The following is a 16,384-nucleotide window of genomic DNA, read 5'->3' as shown; positions in this document are numbered from 1 at the left end:
ATACTATATTTATTTTTCTCCCTTAAACCCTTGTGAGTATTTTAAATATAACACAATACTAATTAATAAAGTACTAACTTCAGCCAAGGGAATCGTAATCCAAACTCCTATCATTCCAAATAATCTAGGTAATAATAGTATCAATGGAATAACTACAATCAGGCCTCTCATAATAGAAATTATAAAAGATTCCTTTGCTTCATTAATTGATGCAAAAAATGATGTTGTTACTATATTCAATCCCATTATTGTAAAAGCTATAAAATAAATTTTAACTCCTTCTACAGCCATAGATAATAGTGCACTATCACCTTCACTATTAAATAAATTAACTATTTCCTCTGAAAAGTTAAACCCAATAAGATAACATCCAACACCTAATACTACTGATGTAATTAATCCATATTTAAATATAGCCTTAATATTATCAATCTTTCCTTCTCCATAGTTTTTACTCACAATAGGTTGAATTCCTTGTGCTATTCCAGTAAAAATAGATATTACTATTAAAGCTAGGTTTGCTATTATTCCATATGCTGCTACCCCTGTATTGTTTGAAATGCTTAAAATAGTAAAGTTAAATAATAATATAATTATTCCTGAAGAAAACTCTGTAATAAACGATGGAATCCCCAATGAAACTATATTTTTCAAATATGATAAACTAATTTTACATTTAATAAATTTAAAATTATTTTTCTTTCGAATAAAATGTAATGATAATATAAATAAGCTTAATATAGGAGTTGTTCCTGTAGCTAATGCAGCTCCAAACATTCCAAGCTTAAAGGGAAAAATAAATATATAGTCTAATACTATATTACTTAAGCTTCCTAAAATCATTGCAATCATAGCCAAATTAGGCTCATTATCATTTCTAATGAATGCTGTCATAATATTATTTATAATAAATACAGTAGAAAATGATAACAATGTCTTTAAATAATCCCCAGCTAAAGGAGCTATAGTTTCATCAGCTCCTAAAACTCTTACTATATCATAAGAAAATAATAATCCTATTATAGTTATAATAATACCTACAATTAATCCAATTACTATCGCATGGGTAAATACTCTATTTGCTCCTTTTTCATTATTATTCCCTCTTTTTATGGAATAACTAATTCCAGCTCCAATACCTATCATTAACCCAATTCCACTTATTAAACTCCATAGTGGTAAAACTAAATTAAGAGCTGTTAGTCCAATACTTCCTACTCCATTTGCTATAAAGAATGTATCAGCTAATATATAGAATGAAAGCCCTATCATACTAATAACATTAAAAGATACATACTTTATAAAATTTTTTAGAATATTATTACTTAATTCCATTTTTATAAACCTCTCCTCCTACAAACAAAAAAACATTAGGTGGTTCATACCCAAAGGCCTAATGGTATGAATTCCTAATGCTTGTTATACGAATATTATATCCGGCGACATAACTACTCAAAACTATTTAATTGAAATAATTCTATTATAATTTACTCTTATTGTCAATATTGAAAATTTTGAATTTAATTTGATATATTATAATATCACATTAAGTAGTTACTACTTTATCATCCTTTCTATACATTCACTAACACTTGAAACATGATTATTAGCATAAACTTTTAGTTGCTCTTCTGCATGATGAAATGTGAAGCTATTGTTAGTTAATTTAAACATAGATAAGTCATTATATGAATCTCCAATTGCATAAAGCTTTTCTATATCTAAGTTATTAAGTTCTAATAATTTTTTTAGTCCGTTTCCTTTTGAGCAATCCTTAGGAGCTATATCAACAAAATATTGATTTCTAAAGGCTTCCAAGGCATGTCCATACTTCTTTATTAATAACTCTTTCGCTTCTTCAGCTCTAACTATATCCATATTTTTTGTAAATAAACTTATAATTGAGTAATTTCTTTTTTCTGAAAATACATCTTCCTTTGATATTACCCCTTTAAAATATTCCATTAAATGTTCCATTCCACTATAATCTTCTGGATCTATAAGATAGTTACTTCCTTCATATTCAAAATGAACACAAATGCCATCTTCATCCATAAAATCTCTAAATACTTCTTCTGCAACTTCACTACTTATATAATTATCATAAATTACATTACTGTTATTATCAATTATTATGGAACCATTGCATGCAACTATATAATCATACTTTATTTCTGGATACTTATTAAATATTTTATATATCCCTTCTAAGCTTCTCCCTGTTGATATTATAAATTTATGTCCTTTTTCCTTAAGTTTTAATATTGCATTTATATCTTCTTCTTTAATAATCTCATCATGCTGTACTAAAGTTCCATCTAAATCACAAGCTAAATATTTCATCTATATACACTCTCCTAATACTTTCTCCTTTCAAATTATAACATATAGATATAACTTTATTTTTTAAGATATGAAATTTTAAAATTAAACTATGCATTCATACAACATGTAAATTATATCCAAATAGTTGCATGATAAAAGTATTATATACACATATAAGAATATCAAGGAAAAAACAAAAAGCAAAATAACACTGATATAATGTTATTTTGCTTTTTTATTTTAACTTACTTTATTTATTATATTTTATATGAAGTAATTCATGAGCCTTTCCATGTCCTGGTTCCCCCATAAATGTTTCATACATCTTATTTAAAGCGCCATTTTCATGTGATTTTCTCTTCTTTAAGTTTTTATCTTGGTTATATAATACGGATGCTCTTACGCTTCTAATATCCATACTTAATCTATCTGATGCATTTACGTGAGGTTGTCCACCTCCATTTACACATCCACCTGGGCATGCCATTACTTCTATAAAGTGATATTTCTTATCGTTAATTTTACCACTCTTCATAAAATCAAATAGACTTGAAGCTCCGTTTATAACTGCAACATTATAATTTTCTCCACCTATTTCAACTGTAGCTTCTTTTATTCCAGCTAAACCTCTTACTTGTTCATACTCTATATTTTCTAAATCCTTACCTTCAACAAAATCTTTTGCTGTTCTTAGTGCAGCTTCCATAACACCACCAGTCGCTCCAAATATAGCACCTGCCCCAGTGTATTCTCCCATTGCTGGATCTGCTTCACTATCTTCAAGTTTAGCAAAATCTATTTTTGCATCCTTAATCATTTTTGCTAATTCTCTAGTTGTTATTACAGCATCTATATTTCTTATACCGTTATTTTCCATTTCTGGTCTATCTGCTTCATACTTCTTAGCAGTACAAGGCATTATTGTTACTGTAAATACATTCTTTGGATCTACATCTGCAACTTGTGGGTAATAAGTTTTACTAGCTGTTCCAAATATTTGTTGTGGTGACTTAGCACTTGATAAATGCTCTATAAAGTTTGGATAGTAATTTTCAACTTGTCTAACCCATGCAGGACAACAAGATGTAAACATAGGGAACGGTCCACCAGTTTTAATTCTTTCAATTAATTCTGTAGCTTCTTCCATAATTGTCATGTCAGCTCCAAAGTTTATATCAAAAATCTTATCGAAGCCAAGTTCTCTTAATGCTGTATATACTTTTCCTGTAACATCTACCCCATAGCCCATCTTAAATAGTTCTCCCATGGCAGTTCTAACTGATGGTGCCATTGCTACTATAACATGTTTCTCTTGATCTGCTAATGCTTCTTTTACTCTATCCATATGCGATTTTTCTGATAATGCATCTACTGGACATGCAGCTACACATTGTCCACATAATAAACAATTAGTATCATCAAAACATTTTAAGTTTTCTGGTCCAACTATTTTTTGCCCATCCACTTCTATAAACTTTATTGATTCAGTTCCTGTTTTCGTTTTACATGCAGCTACACATCTTCCACATGTAACACACTTTGTTCTATCTAAAACTATTGATTTACTTCTATCATCTAAATATTCTGATTTATCTGCAACAACAAAAGGCTTAGAAGCTCTTGCTTTAGTTTTTATTACTAACTTTAAAAATTCACAGTTTTCTCTTCTTTTACATGGTCCGCATTTGAATTCATGTTTATCTAATAATGATGAAACTGTACTTTTAACTTCTTCTTGAACTCTTTCTGTATTAGTATTAATAACCATTCCATCCTCTGGAATAAGGCAACATGCTTTCACTAAGTCTTCTTGACCTTCAACTTCAACTAGACATACTCCACATTGTCCAACATTGCTACAATCCTCTAAAAAACATAAAGCTGGAATATCTATTCCGTTCTCTTTAGCTATTTTCATCAAGTTCTTATTGTCATTTACTAGAATTTTATTTCCATTAATAGTTATGTTCTTCATTATAACTCCCCCTATAACCGAATGGTAATTAAATTAATTTCGTTAGAATATTAACAATTTCATTTTACACCATTTTCACAATAATTACTATCTTTTAATCATTATTATTTTATTCTATTTCTCCACTTATGATTTTACGACAAAAAATTCATATGAACAATGTAAAATTATAGTTAAAAGTGTATTCTTTTAACTCTTTTTGTTAAAATGCAAATAAAAAGACATTACTTTAAATGTCTTTTTAATAAACTGTAAATTTTTTTTTAAATTTATATTATTTAATGTAAATTTTTCGACATTTATTGTTCTCCATGAGAATCTGCTTTCATTTCCCAATGTATTACAAAAGCTAGTATAGCCCTTAAAATTATTATTGCTGCTAATATGTACATTTCATCTAAAGATCTTACTATTACTGTTTTTAATATTTCTGCTCCTAACTTAAATTCAAGTGCAAGTGTTAATGACTGTGCGAATTCTACTTTTATAGGATAATTATTTTTAGTAATTATGTTTAATATAAACTTATAAAAGGCTTTAATTGCACCAACTATTATTATCAGTATTCCCATTGACTCCAAAAGGTGTATAGCAACTGGAGTTATCAACTCAACAAAATATTCTATCAAAACCCATCCCCTCCAAACTTGTTCTTATCAACAATTATCTTTTATAATAAAAAATAAGTAAAGCGAATTTAAACAAATTTAGAATTTTTATTGCGTTTTTATGTTAATATAATACTATAAAATATATTTATATGAGGTACCATATGATACAAGTATATAATAGAAAAACAAATAATTATGAAGTAGAAAAAGTTGCCGGTGAAAATTATATAAGGTGGTCTTATGATTCACCTGTTGGAAAAAGCCTAACTGAGCTTTTAGTTAAGAAAAAATTATTTTCAAAACTTTATGGAGCTTATTGCGATACTTCATTAAGCAAGAAGAAAATACCTAACTTTATAAAAGACTTTGATATAGATATGAATATAAGTTCAAGCACAATTGATGACTTTAATAACTTCAACGATTTTTTTGTTAGAGCTTTAACAGAAGATGCTAGACCAATTCCAGTTGATAATAATCTTCTTATTTCTCCTGGAGATGGAAGGTTATTTGCATATGAAAATATATCTGTAGATAAATTAGTTCAAGTTAAAGGAATTCATTATAGTTTATCTGAATTAATTGCTGATAATGATATAGCTAAGGAATATGAAGGTGGAGTATGTTTAGTTCTAAGGCTTTGTCCTACAGACTATCATAGATTCCATTTTGTTGATAATGGAACTCCTATGCAAAGTAACTTCATAAATGGTAACTATTATTCTGTTAATCCAGTTGCCCTTGAAAGAATTCCTAAGCTTTATTGTCAAAATAAAAGAGAATGGAGCTTATTTAAATCTGATAACTTTGGTGATATTATTCATATTGAAGTTGGTGCCACTTGTGTTGGAACAATTATACAAACATATACTCCAGATAATAAGGTTGTAAAAGGAGAAGAAAAAGGCTACTTTAAATTTGGTGGTTCAACAACAATTCTTTTATTTAAAAAGGATACAATTAAAATTGATGAAGATATAATAAGTCAAACAGAACTTGGATTTGAATGCAAAGTCTTAATGGGTGAAGTAATAGGCAAAAAAATCTAGTAAGATTAATTGCTTAATTAATTTTTATAATTTATAGAACTACATAAAACAAATTATTACCTTAACTAATATAAAATTTTTTATTTAATTAGAATATATTACAGGAGTAAGAATTTATGGGGGATTTAATATATAGATTACTATTATTTTTAAATAGTAGTAAAGAGAATGATATTAATTATAATATAGCAATAACTATGCTTAGAAATATTCGATCTATTCCAAATATGTCTATAAGCAAGCTAGCTGATATTTGTTTTACATCACCAGCTGCAATAACAAGATTCTGTCATAAGTTAGGCTATTCTAATTTTATAGAGTTTAAAGAAAACATAAAAATAAATATAGGGAATTATACTGAAGGTCTTATGAAACCTAAAGCCATGTATTATGATCTTTCAAGAGAAGATATATTAAGTAATATGTCTTTAGAAATCATAAATGAAATAGAAACCCTTAAATCATTTATAGATCTAAAAGTTATTGATAGAGTAGTAGAACTTATTTTTAATAGCAATAATGTATGCATATTCGGAACACAATTTTCACAATTAATGGCTCAAGACTTACAACGTAAACTAGCTAATATATCTAAACTTATTTATCATGCAAATGATGTTCAAGAACAAGAAAGACTAGCTGATGATTTGGATAAAAACTCTTTAGCAATTCTTATTTCTCCTACTGGTAGATTTACGCTATATCATGAAAGGCTTTGGGAAAAAATAGAGAAAAGCTCAGCTACAGTGGTGGTTATTACCGAACAACATAAACTTGAATATATAAAAAGAAGCGATTATATAATTTATCTACCACCTAGAAATGATTCAAATGAATATGTTCAAAACCATAGATATGACTTGAGTTATCTAATTGAATATATTTATGTAAGATACGGAAGCATGTATAGAAATAATTAATAGGGAAAAAGTTATGGAAAGTCTACTTTGTGCTAGCTTCAGTAAGCAAAAAGAACTCAATTTAAAAATTGAGTTCTTTTTTATTCCATAACTCATATTGATGAGTTATTTCCTTAATTTCTCGTTACTTCACTTTTTCATTTTTTCATTTTTTAATTATTCTAAAATTCCGCTCTTTCTACCCTTTCAATTTTTTCTATAACATCTTTAAATTGAGGTAGATAATTCTTATGAGCTAATAACATTTCATTTAATAATTTTCTTCCTCTTATGTCATCAGATATTAATGGATTAGTTACCATTGCTAATAATGCTATATTATAATCTCCTGTGTATGCTGCTTCTGCTGCTAGTCTTTCAAATGATTTTATTTGTCCAACTAAACCTTGTGCAAATACTGGTAAGTCAGTAACTGTTTCTACTGGAACTGGTCCATTCTTTCCTACATAACAACTTACTTCTACAGCTGAATCATCTTCAAACTGCTTTAAAGTTCCATTATTTCTAGTGTTTACAGCAATTATAGTATTTTTATCATTATATATTCCATTTATAACATTACATGCAACATCTGAATAGTGAGCTCCACCACGTTTAGCTAATTCTTCTGGTTTTTCTTCTAGATTAACATCTTTATACATTTCAAATAATTTTTTTTCTACTTCCATTACTACTTCTGCTCTAGTTTTTCCTTTTTTGAACTCTTCCAATTCACTGTTTAACATATCTCTTGTTTTATAATAATATCTATGATAAGGACAAGGAATTATTCCAAACGCCTTCATTGTTGCAACATCCCAATCGAATCCCTTTATATTTGCCATTGTTTGTGTCTTTGAGTCAGGTGATGTTAATTCTTTTATAACTTCTGCTGTAACATCATTGCCATCTAAATAAACTTTTTCTGCATAAACCATATGGTTTAATCCAGCAAAGTCTACTGTTACTCTATCACTATTTACACCTAATATATCAGCAAATGAATATTGTAACCCAATAGGAACATTACAAACTCCTACTACCTTTTTATGAACTCCATATCTTAATAAAGCTTCAGTAACTATTCCAGCTGGATTTGTAAAGTTTATTAACCATGCATCTGGACATAATTCACTTATATCCTTTGCTATTTCTAATATAACTGGTACAGTTCTTAGTGCTTTAAATAATCCACCAGCTCCATTAGTTTCTTGTCCTAAAAATCCATGGCTTAATGGAATTCTTTCATCTTTAACTCTTGCAGGTAATAACCCTACTCTTAGTTGTGTTGTTACAAAATCTGCATCCTTTAAAGCTTCTCTTCTATCTAAAGTTAAATGGATATTCATTGGTACTCCTGCTTTTTCTACCATTCTTTTTGCTAATGCACCAACTATTTCTAATTTTTCTTTACCTTCTTCAATATCTACTAGCCAATAATCGCTTACAGGCATTTCGTCATATCTCTTAATTAATCCCTCTACTAATTCAGGCGTATAACTTGATCCACCACCTATTGTAACTATCTTTAAACCTTTTTTATCCATATACTTAACCTCCATAACTTTTAAATACTCATTATCTCTATACCTTAATTATAGCTATATCTTTCAGAAAACAATTTCAAAATTTGAAAATCTAATTGAACTTTAAGTTTAAACTTAATTTTTTATAATTATATTTTTTATTTCAGATTTAAATTTTTCTTCATTGCCATTAAAAATTATAAGATTTATACCCATTTCTTTTGCTCTTTCTTTAACTGCTGCCTTCACAGGTTCTTTTGTTGCAACTAAAATTTTATATACTTTTTCTCCTCCAATTTGCTTACTATATACATCTAATTCATTTAATGCATCTTCATTATATTTATCACTATCTTTACATGATATACAAATAGGAACTGAATCTTTTACTGCAACTACATCAACTTCATTTCTAACTATCTTACTCTTATCATTCCATAAGAACATAACTCCACTTTTCACTTCATCTATTTCTTTAATTTGACTAATCATAATATTTGTTGCCATCTCAAGCCAAGTGCCACTTTTAAATATAAATGATTTTAAATATTCATTTTTAAAATTAACATAGATATTATTATTAGAATCCTTATTATAATCTATTCCATTAATTTCTTTTAACTTACTTAATATTTTGTTTAATATATCCTTTTCCTCTTGCGCTAAAAATTCAGTTTTTATAATAATCTTTTTAGTATCCTGATAATCATGTGTGAAAATATTTGAATCATATAACTTTTGCTTATACTTATGCCATAATTCTAAATTTTCATATATCTTTTTAGTTAAATAAATTAAATCATCCTTATCACAAAGATCACTTGCATCATTTAAAAGTTCTCCTCCAGATGCTTTTATAAGATTATCTAATTGCATATCTTCATATTCTTCCTTAATAACTTTAATATCCTTATCAAAAATATATAAAAACTTATTTTTGATATCTACATATATCGAATTCAACAAATTATCTTTACTTACATTTAATAATGCCAATGAATTTATTCTACTACCACCTGTTAAGTTAACTAATATATTCCTATTTTTATTTTCATTTATTATTTTAACTAATTTATAAATTTCGCCTTCATTAATAATAATCTTATTAAATTTCACATTTGGAATATAATTTTGATAATATTTTTTTACAGAATCCATTAGAGTTTCGTTACCTTTATCATATATAAACAAGACTTCCTTTGGATTAAATTTTTTAGTTGCTAATATATTAGCTTGATTATGTTCATCTAATTGATTTATTAATATATCTACATTCATATCTCTAATCCTTCTTTTTTTACTTTATATGTTTTTAATTTATCCAAAGGAAGCATTTTTATCCTAACTAAACTCATATACCTTATATTCCTATAATATAAAAGGAGAAATTTCATTAGGAAATCTCTGCTTTTATATTTTTTCTAGATTTTTATTAAGTTTAACAGCCTTTGAGTAGAACTTTATTTGCATATTCTATTGGCTTTTTAAATTTAACTTATTCATTTTACCTTTTACTTTAAATAACTCTCTAATATTAATGTACAATTAGTAATATAATAATTGTATATTAATTATCTCACTTATTTTTGCCTTTTAAAATTTATAATGGTCAAAAATATAAAAAAAATCACTTTTGCAAAATAAAAAAGCCTTGTAAACTTAGCATTTACAAGGCTTTTATGGTACGGCGGAGAGGATTCGAACCCCCGACCAACTGGGTCGTTTCATATATTTTTAATATATTTTAAATACGTTGAAACTCCTTATTTTACGTATATTCTCTTTTTAATTTATTTTAATTTGCCCCTTTTATTTTTATACTATAAGGGGCAAAAATAAGGGCAAATTTTTATAAAGAATTTAATATCTATATATATTAAATTAACTTAAGTACTTAAGCATTTGAATAAGATATTGACCACTTAAATCGTCTTTTTCATCTTTATCCAATTCTCTTTTACCGAAATTGACGAATCCATTTGATTCGTAAAATTCTATAAGTTTAGGCTTGTCCTCACACTCTAAATATGTAACTTTCCCACCTATTTCATCTTGAATACTTTTTATTTTATCACAAGCTAATTTTAATAATTCATCACCAGTAATTAATTCATTAAGATTATCATTAAAATTTTTTCCTAATTGAGCTATCAAAGGAGCTGAAATATGATATCCTTTAATATTCTCGTCATATGTTCCAAATTTTGATATTCTCTTTGCTAAGCTTTTACTTAGCTTAGATTTTGAAACATAAAAGCTTTTAACTGTTAGAGTATAATATCCTATTAATCTCACTTTGTTTTTATATGATGAAAAAATTAAATGAGTTGGAGCTATATTCTGTTTTGCAAATTCAATAGCCTTATATCTAATAAATTTTTCAACATCTGGATTTTTAGGACAATAAAAATCGGAGAGAATTTCTTTAGTTTTTTCCTCTCCTAATTGTTCAATCATTTCTTTTAAAGCTATTATATTAAACCCTGTCATTAATTATCTCCAAATATTTTCTTTAAATCATTTCCCTTAATTTCTTTTACTGATTTACTTATTTGAACTTCTTTTTCTTGTTTATTCATGGCGTTTTCTAAAGCTAATATTAATCCTCTTGTAAGTGTTTTATTCTTTAGATTAACATTTTTATAAATACTCTTAGTTGCCATATACATCAACCTCTCTATTAAATACATTTGTCACATAGAAAACTATTATTTATCTTTATTTTAGCACATTTTTATATTTTGTAAACAAAATCATTTTGTTATTTTTTAATAATTTAGATTTATATTATAATATATGTAATTTTATTGTTTTTGATAATAAAAAATATAAATTTAATTTTCGATTTATTACTTTTAAATACTTCCTTAGACTTATTATATAGTATGTATATATAATACTAAAAGACGAGTGAAAAATTCCCTCGTCCTTCAATTATAATTCTACTATAAATATTTATTAAATATTACTAATATATAAATCACTTTAAATTAATTTCTTTTTTACTAATTTTCTCAATATCTTCAACTGATTTCACATATTCAATATCATTTGTGGAATTTTTTTTATAAAAAAGAATTATTTTTAATAATTGATTAAATTCTCTTCTACGTGCTATTTTCCCACCTGATATGTTACTTATTATAAAATACATTAAACTACCAAAAATTATTATGATAAACATTATTATAAGCATATTTATAATTGTTTGATCATCTATCTTGCTTAAAATGTATGTTGGTCCTAAAACCGTTATAAAAGATAACATACTTCTTATTAGCATAGCTATTCTAGAGCTCTTAAATCTAGAAAAAAAGCCTTCGGTTTCTCTAATTAACTCTTTAATAGCCATTTCATTATTTAAACCTTCGACTTCGAGTATTTCCTCTAAAATATTTTTATTTTCCTTATAATACTGTAAAGATAACTTATCCATATAATACACTATCGATGGTGGAATTATTACTAATATTATTCCTAATATATATATATCTACCCTTTTTAATATCATTCCACATACATATATTGCTATCCCTACAATCATTACTAATATGAAAGATATTAATTTCAATTTTAATATTGTTTCTAAATGCTTAAATTCTTAAAAAAAATTATAATTATTGTCTTTACTCTCTCGGAATTTTTTTCTATATTCATCATATATTGATAATACCCAATCTGAATAATTCATTTTATCTCCCCTCCCATGCCATAATTATACAATAAAATACATCTATATCTCTATAAATACCCACTAATAAAATATAAATGATATTATTTTAGATAACTTATTCCAATAATATTTCGTATAATCACTATTTAGCGAAATTGTTTCAAAGCACCTATTTAAGCCATTTATAAATAATAAAAATATAAGATTTGGTTTACTTTAGCTAAACTTTAATAAATAAAAATACTATTTCGCTATATAAACTACGAAATAGTATATCAATACCTTCTTTAATATTTAAATTTTCCATCTATTACTCTCAAATAATTCCTTAGCTTTATTAGAAATTCTATATATAGTTGTCCTAGATAATCTATATTTATCAACTAGCCTTTCAACTGGTATCTTATTGATGTATTTATCTATGAATACATTCTTATGTAATTAAGGACTTTTATATATTCCAAACTCTATATTTAATAATTGAATCTCTATATCCATCATTTTATCTTCATATTCTCTAAAGATCATTCCATACTTTAATTTCTTTAAAAAGTCCGTTTCATTTTCTTGTAACCTCTTATACTTCTCATGTTCTTTCTTTATTTTAATTATATCTTTAGCTTTAACCATGCTATACCTCTATTCCCCAATCTCTAAATACCTCTAAATAAAACTTATCTATATATCCAAGCTCTGCAAATTCTTTTATATGATTCATGGCCCAACTACTATTTCTTAGCTTTCTTAATGCTGCACTCTCTAAATTCCTTACTTTATTACTTGTAATGCCTAATATATCTCCTATATCGTCTAATTTCATTGGTGTAGTGTTCCAACCGTATTTAAACTTTAATATTTCTCTTTGTTCTAAAGTGTTATGAGTTTGCATAAGCTCCTCTAATTCTTTCCTTAAATTCTTTAGAAATAGCTTTTCTTCTATGTTTTCAAACCCATAGTCTATATCTTCTATAAACTCCCCTAATTCTCTTGTTTCTCCTTCTTCCCCCATAGGAATATTAAGACTTGTACAACTGCTATAAAGCTTATTATTACCTATCTCCTTACTACTACCACCATTTACACTCCTATGTATATGCCTGTCTATATAGTAAACTGAATAAGTAATAAATTTAGCTTTATTCTCTATATCAAATTTATACTTTTTAGCTGCTGCAATAAGTCCTAAAACTCCATTTTGAAATAAATCATCAAATTCTAACTCTCTATTTATTCCATCATATTTATTTGATATTTTATTTATTATGCCAGTATTTGCTTGTATTAGCTCGTCTAATGCTTTATTATCTCCACTTTGATATATTTGTACTAATTCTTCATTACTCACTCTAAATCACCTCTTTAAGTCGAAGTTTATTTGTTTATAAATCTATTAAAGCTTTTAAATCTTCTGTACTTAATTCCTTGTATGGATTATCCGGATTCTTAATACAAGAATTTTTAAATCTTTCCTTCACATCATTAGGAATATCTTCTAAAATGTCATCTATTAATACTGTAGGCTCACTCTCTCCATTCCCTACAATTAAAATATCATCTATGCTATAATCACTACATTCAACTACTTCTAATCCATCTCTTGGATTATCTATTGGTGTATAACATTCTTTATGATTTTCAGTATTTTTTCTTAATTGAAATAAATATAGGCCCTCTCTAGTTTTTACTAGAAACTTTGAATATTTAAGATCTCCTTTTATTTTATAAATTTCTTTTTTCAATTTTGATATTCTTTTATTACTTATCATTTACTAGCTCCTCCAGTTCTTGTATTTGCTTTTCTAATTCATCTGTTCTTATACTCTGCAAAATACAATTACATAAATAAGCTATCGTATTCGCCCTTTTATGATCTATTTCATTATTTGCTAATTGATTGGTAACCTTGGCTAAAACTTTTCTTATTTCTTTAGGATTATTTAATCTATATCTTATCTTTTTTTCCATATGGGGTACTCCCTCCTTTCTTCTCTTGTAATATCAATGATTCAACTATATTTTTAATAAGCAAAAAGTAGCCTTTTAATACTATATTTATTAATTTCTATATAAAATATATTTATAAAAAAGGTACTTACAAATATTAAGTACCTATAAAACCTATTTACTTATGTTGCAAACTTTATTTTTTATAAGTAGCTGCGTAATATTCAGCGTCACTCATTTCACTATAATTTACATAATTACTTTTATTATTTTCACTTGCAGCCTTTATCTTCTCTTCTATTTCTTTCTCTTTCTTTTTTAAATTTTCTTCTCTTTCCCGTAATTCCATTTCTCTCTTTATTTCAGCTTGTACTTGTTGATATAAATTCATATCACTTATCCTCCTAACCTAATTAAAATCCCTATTTTCCTAGTTTATCTAATTGTATATCTAATTCTCGTATAGCTTCTTTCTCTATTCTTCCTGTATTATTATTTGGTGAAGATATAGGTTCTATATTTAACTTCAAATCATTCCCTTTATTATCAAACCATTCAAAAACTTCTGATAATATCCCCTCATCTATATGATTACTTCTCATATTTATTTCTTTTTTAATATTTAACATTTCACTAATTTTAATAGTATAATCTTTAAGCCCTTCTAAATATTGTCTTTGAGAATTAATAATTTCCTCTTTTAATTTATCTAATGAAGAGCTCTTATATTCTTCATCTAATCCCTTAATTATATCTATCTTGGGATATATAATTACATCTGTATTAAGCATTTGATTTAATAATTTAACCTCTGTTTCTAGCTTATCTATATTATGTCTTAATTCATTTATCTTTTCTGGAATAGTACTGTCTAAGCTCTTCTTAAATTCTTCTTCTAATTTTAGAATTTGATCATTACAATTATCCATATCAGATTTACATTTCTCTAGTTTAGATACAACCTCACTTGTATTTTGTGCCTTGTCAATTTCATTATCCAATTCTTTTAAAAACTTCATTATTTTCTTTCTCCTTCACTCTTTAATTTTTTAGCTTTATTTTCCCAGTATCTCTCTTGGTTAGCTTTTACTTTATCCTTATTTCTAGCTCTCCATTGTCGCATATACTCTCGCCTTGCTAATTTAGCACTAGCTTCCATACTAACAACTCCTTTATTGCAAAATAAAAAGCCACGAGATAATATTCAGCTCTTAAACTGATATATTTTCCCGTGGCATCATGGCCTTACATTTTTTAATGTGGTACTAAATTATTTACTTGTTCTTTTTATGTTTCTCTTTATATTTATTTTATCATAAAATCTGTTCTAAATCCAGTCATACAAAGGCTTTAAGCGTAGTTACCGAATAAATTTATTAGATAACTACTAAATACCCCATTCATCTTTTAATTGATTAACTAACTTCATCATTTCCCCATCATCTTTAGCTCTATCTGGGTGAAATTCTTTTGCTAAGGCTCTATATAGTTTTTTATACTTGTTTTTATCTTCTTCATTGTAGGTACTTCCTTTATTACTCTGATAACTACTATATGAATTATAATTACTGTAGTTACTCCTAAAGTTTTCATAATAACTACGCTGATATTCTTTAGCTGCTTCATATTGTATTTTAATATTCTCTAACATTTCACTATTTCTAAGAGTTCCAAACACATCATAGCACTTATCATAAGAGTTACTACCATATATTTTCTCAAATGCTGCTTTATCTTCTAAATATTTATCTATTATTTTTCTATGTTTCTCATAAGTTTTATATTCTTCCGTCTGCTGATACTCTTCTTCTATCTTCTTGACTAATGGATCAAGCTTTTTATATACAAGTTCACAAAGTTCATCTTCCGTTAATCCGATTGATTCACATTTTGAATTTATATTGCAATAATCACCTATCCATGAACCAAAGCTAATGATATCGTAATATCCCATAGTACATATAACCCACTGTTTCTTTTTTACTTTACCATCTTCTCTATAGCTCTTATGAATACTTATCTTATAAGTCTTCTTAATAGGTCTTTTAAATCTATCTCCAGTATATCTATATCCATATGTTCCACCTTCAACTCCATCTATTACCCATGATGTATAATATGCCTCTAACTCTTTATACTCACCATGAGTATTTTCTTTCTTAAGTTCTACTTCTTGTATCACACAATACATTTTATATCACCTTCTTTGTAGTTGCTTTGATTTATTCTCTAGTACCTACTCTATATCTACATAAACCCTATAATATCTACCTGTCTTACTAGGTTTACTTATCTTATTTATCTTAATTCCTTTAGATAAAACCTCTAATATCTTAAGCTTTTCTATTTCATTCTCATATCTAATTTGTATCTTTACCATAG

The 16,384-nt window shown here is 26.6% G+C and carries 20 protein-coding genes; 2 read left to right on the top strand and 18 right to left on the bottom strand.

Annotation, left to right across the window (positions count from 1 at the left end; genetic code table 11):
• Positions 1 to 9: 9 nt before the first annotated feature.
• The 4 genes from J7M87_RS07405 to J7M87_RS07390 form a co-directional block, all read right to left on the bottom strand.
• On the bottom strand, positions 10 to 1,335 hold the full coding sequence (locus J7M87_RS07405) for an MATE family efflux transporter (protein WP_291650166.1): 1,326 nt from the start codon (positions 1,333 to 1,335) through the stop codon (positions 10 to 12).
• Positions 1,336 to 1,557: 222 nt separating this feature from the next.
• Positions 1,558 to 2,343: a Cof-type HAD-IIB family hydrolase gene (locus J7M87_RS07400; RefSeq protein ID WP_291650164.1), complete on the bottom strand. Its 786-nt coding sequence runs from the start codon at positions 2,341 to 2,343 to the stop codon at positions 1,558 to 1,560.
• A gap of 232 nt (positions 2,344 to 2,575) precedes the next feature.
• Positions 2,576 to 4,300: a ferredoxin hydrogenase gene (locus tag J7M87_RS07395; protein WP_291650162.1), complete on the bottom strand. Its 1,725-nt coding sequence runs from the start codon at positions 4,298 to 4,300 to the stop codon at positions 2,576 to 2,578.
• A gap of 299 nt (positions 4,301 to 4,599) precedes the next feature.
• The gene (locus J7M87_RS07390) at positions 4,600 to 4,929 is read right to left on the bottom strand and encodes a DUF1622 domain-containing protein (protein ID WP_291650161.1); all 330 of its coding nucleotides are present in this window, start codon (positions 4,927 to 4,929) and stop codon (positions 4,600 to 4,602) included.
• Between the two features lie 143 nt (positions 4,930 to 5,072).
• Between J7M87_RS07390 and J7M87_RS07385 the strand changes: the two genes are divergently transcribed.
• Both J7M87_RS07385 and J7M87_RS07380 read left to right on the top strand, forming a co-directional pair.
• Positions 5,073 to 5,960, top strand: a complete 888-nt coding sequence (locus J7M87_RS07385) for a phosphatidylserine decarboxylase (RefSeq protein ID WP_291650159.1) — start codon at positions 5,073 to 5,075, stop codon at positions 5,958 to 5,960.
• 116 nt (positions 5,961 to 6,076) lie between these two features.
• Entirely contained in the window at positions 6,077 to 6,880 is an 804-nt protein-coding gene (locus J7M87_RS07380; RefSeq protein ID WP_291650157.1) for a MurR/RpiR family transcriptional regulator, read from the top strand.
• 161 nt (positions 6,881 to 7,041) lie between these two features.
• On the opposite strand, the gene J7M87_RS07375 is transcribed toward J7M87_RS07380, so the two are convergent.
• The 14 genes from J7M87_RS07375 to J7M87_RS07310 all read right to left on the bottom strand — a co-directional run bounded on the left by J7M87_RS07375 (position 7,042) and on the right by J7M87_RS07310 (position 16,382).
• Positions 7,042 to 8,406 (bottom strand): 6-phospho-beta-glucosidase, encoded by a 1,365-nt coding sequence (locus J7M87_RS07375; RefSeq protein WP_291650155.1) that lies wholly within the window; start codon positions 8,404 to 8,406, stop codon positions 7,042 to 7,044.
• Positions 8,407 to 8,520: 114 nt separating this feature from the next.
• Entirely contained in the window at positions 8,521 to 9,663 is a 1,143-nt protein-coding gene (locus J7M87_RS07370) for a DUF1887 family CARF protein (RefSeq protein ID WP_291650152.1), read from the bottom strand.
• Between the two features lie 603 nt (positions 9,664 to 10,266).
• Positions 10,267 to 10,875 (bottom strand): N-acetyltransferase, encoded by a 609-nt coding sequence (locus tag J7M87_RS07365; protein ID WP_291650151.1) that lies wholly within the window; start codon positions 10,873 to 10,875, stop codon positions 10,267 to 10,269.
• Entirely contained in the window at positions 10,875 to 11,048 is a 174-nt protein-coding gene (locus J7M87_RS07360) for a hypothetical protein (RefSeq protein WP_291650149.1), read from the bottom strand. The genes J7M87_RS07365 and J7M87_RS07360 overlap by 1 nt, the downstream gene beginning before the upstream one ends.
• A gap of 317 nt (positions 11,049 to 11,365) precedes the next feature.
• Positions 11,366 to 11,896: a hypothetical protein gene (locus tag J7M87_RS07355; protein WP_291650146.1), complete on the bottom strand. Its 531-nt coding sequence runs from the start codon at positions 11,894 to 11,896 to the stop codon at positions 11,366 to 11,368.
• Between the two features lie 603 nt (positions 11,897 to 12,499).
• A complete protein-coding gene (locus tag J7M87_RS07350; protein ID WP_291650144.1) occupies positions 12,500 to 12,688 on the bottom strand; it encodes a hypothetical protein in 189 nt (62 codons plus the stop codon).
• A 1-nt stretch (position 12,689) separates the two neighbouring features.
• On the bottom strand, positions 12,690 to 13,403 hold the full coding sequence (locus tag J7M87_RS07345; protein ID WP_291650142.1) for a sigma-70 family RNA polymerase sigma factor: 714 nt from the start codon (positions 13,401 to 13,403) through the stop codon (positions 12,690 to 12,692).
• Between the two features lie 34 nt (positions 13,404 to 13,437).
• Positions 13,438 to 13,824 (bottom strand): hypothetical protein, encoded by a 387-nt coding sequence (locus tag J7M87_RS07340; RefSeq protein ID WP_291650140.1) that lies wholly within the window; start codon positions 13,822 to 13,824, stop codon positions 13,438 to 13,440.
• On the bottom strand, positions 13,814 to 14,023 hold the full coding sequence (locus J7M87_RS07335) for a hypothetical protein (RefSeq protein WP_288236290.1): 210 nt from the start codon (positions 14,021 to 14,023) through the stop codon (positions 13,814 to 13,816). The genes J7M87_RS07340 and J7M87_RS07335 overlap by 11 nt, the downstream gene beginning before the upstream one ends.
• A 175-nt stretch (positions 14,024 to 14,198) precedes the next feature.
• Positions 14,199 to 14,393 carry a hypothetical protein gene (locus tag J7M87_RS07330; protein ID WP_291650137.1) on the bottom strand — a complete coding sequence of 65 codons (195 nt, stop codon included), beginning with the start codon at positions 14,391 to 14,393 and terminating at the stop codon, positions 14,199 to 14,201.
• A 31-nt stretch (positions 14,394 to 14,424) separates the two neighbouring features.
• A complete protein-coding gene (locus J7M87_RS07325) occupies positions 14,425 to 15,021 on the bottom strand; it encodes a hypothetical protein (RefSeq protein ID WP_291650135.1) in 597 nt (198 codons plus the stop codon).
• Positions 15,021 to 15,161, bottom strand: coding sequence for a hypothetical protein (locus J7M87_RS07320; RefSeq protein ID WP_291650133.1), 141 nt, complete (start codon positions 15,159 to 15,161; stop codon positions 15,021 to 15,023). The genes J7M87_RS07325 and J7M87_RS07320 overlap by 1 nt, the downstream gene beginning before the upstream one ends.
• A 228-nt stretch (positions 15,162 to 15,389) precedes the next feature.
• Positions 15,390 to 16,193: a hypothetical protein gene (locus tag J7M87_RS07315; RefSeq protein ID WP_291650130.1), complete on the bottom strand. Its 804-nt coding sequence runs from the start codon at positions 16,191 to 16,193 to the stop codon at positions 15,390 to 15,392.
• 45 nt (positions 16,194 to 16,238) lie between these two features.
• Positions 16,239 to 16,382, bottom strand: coding sequence for a hypothetical protein (locus J7M87_RS07310; RefSeq protein ID WP_291650128.1), 144 nt, complete (start codon positions 16,380 to 16,382; stop codon positions 16,239 to 16,241).
• Between the last annotated feature and the right edge of the window lie 2 nt (positions 16,383 to 16,384).

This window comes from Clostridium sp., from assembly GCF_017888565.1.
In the GTDB taxonomy this organism is placed as follows: Bacteria; Bacillota; Clostridia; order Clostridiales; family Clostridiaceae; genus Clostridium.
Note: the sequence above shows the minus strand (reverse complement) of the source record. Positions and strands in the feature narration are given on the sequence as shown.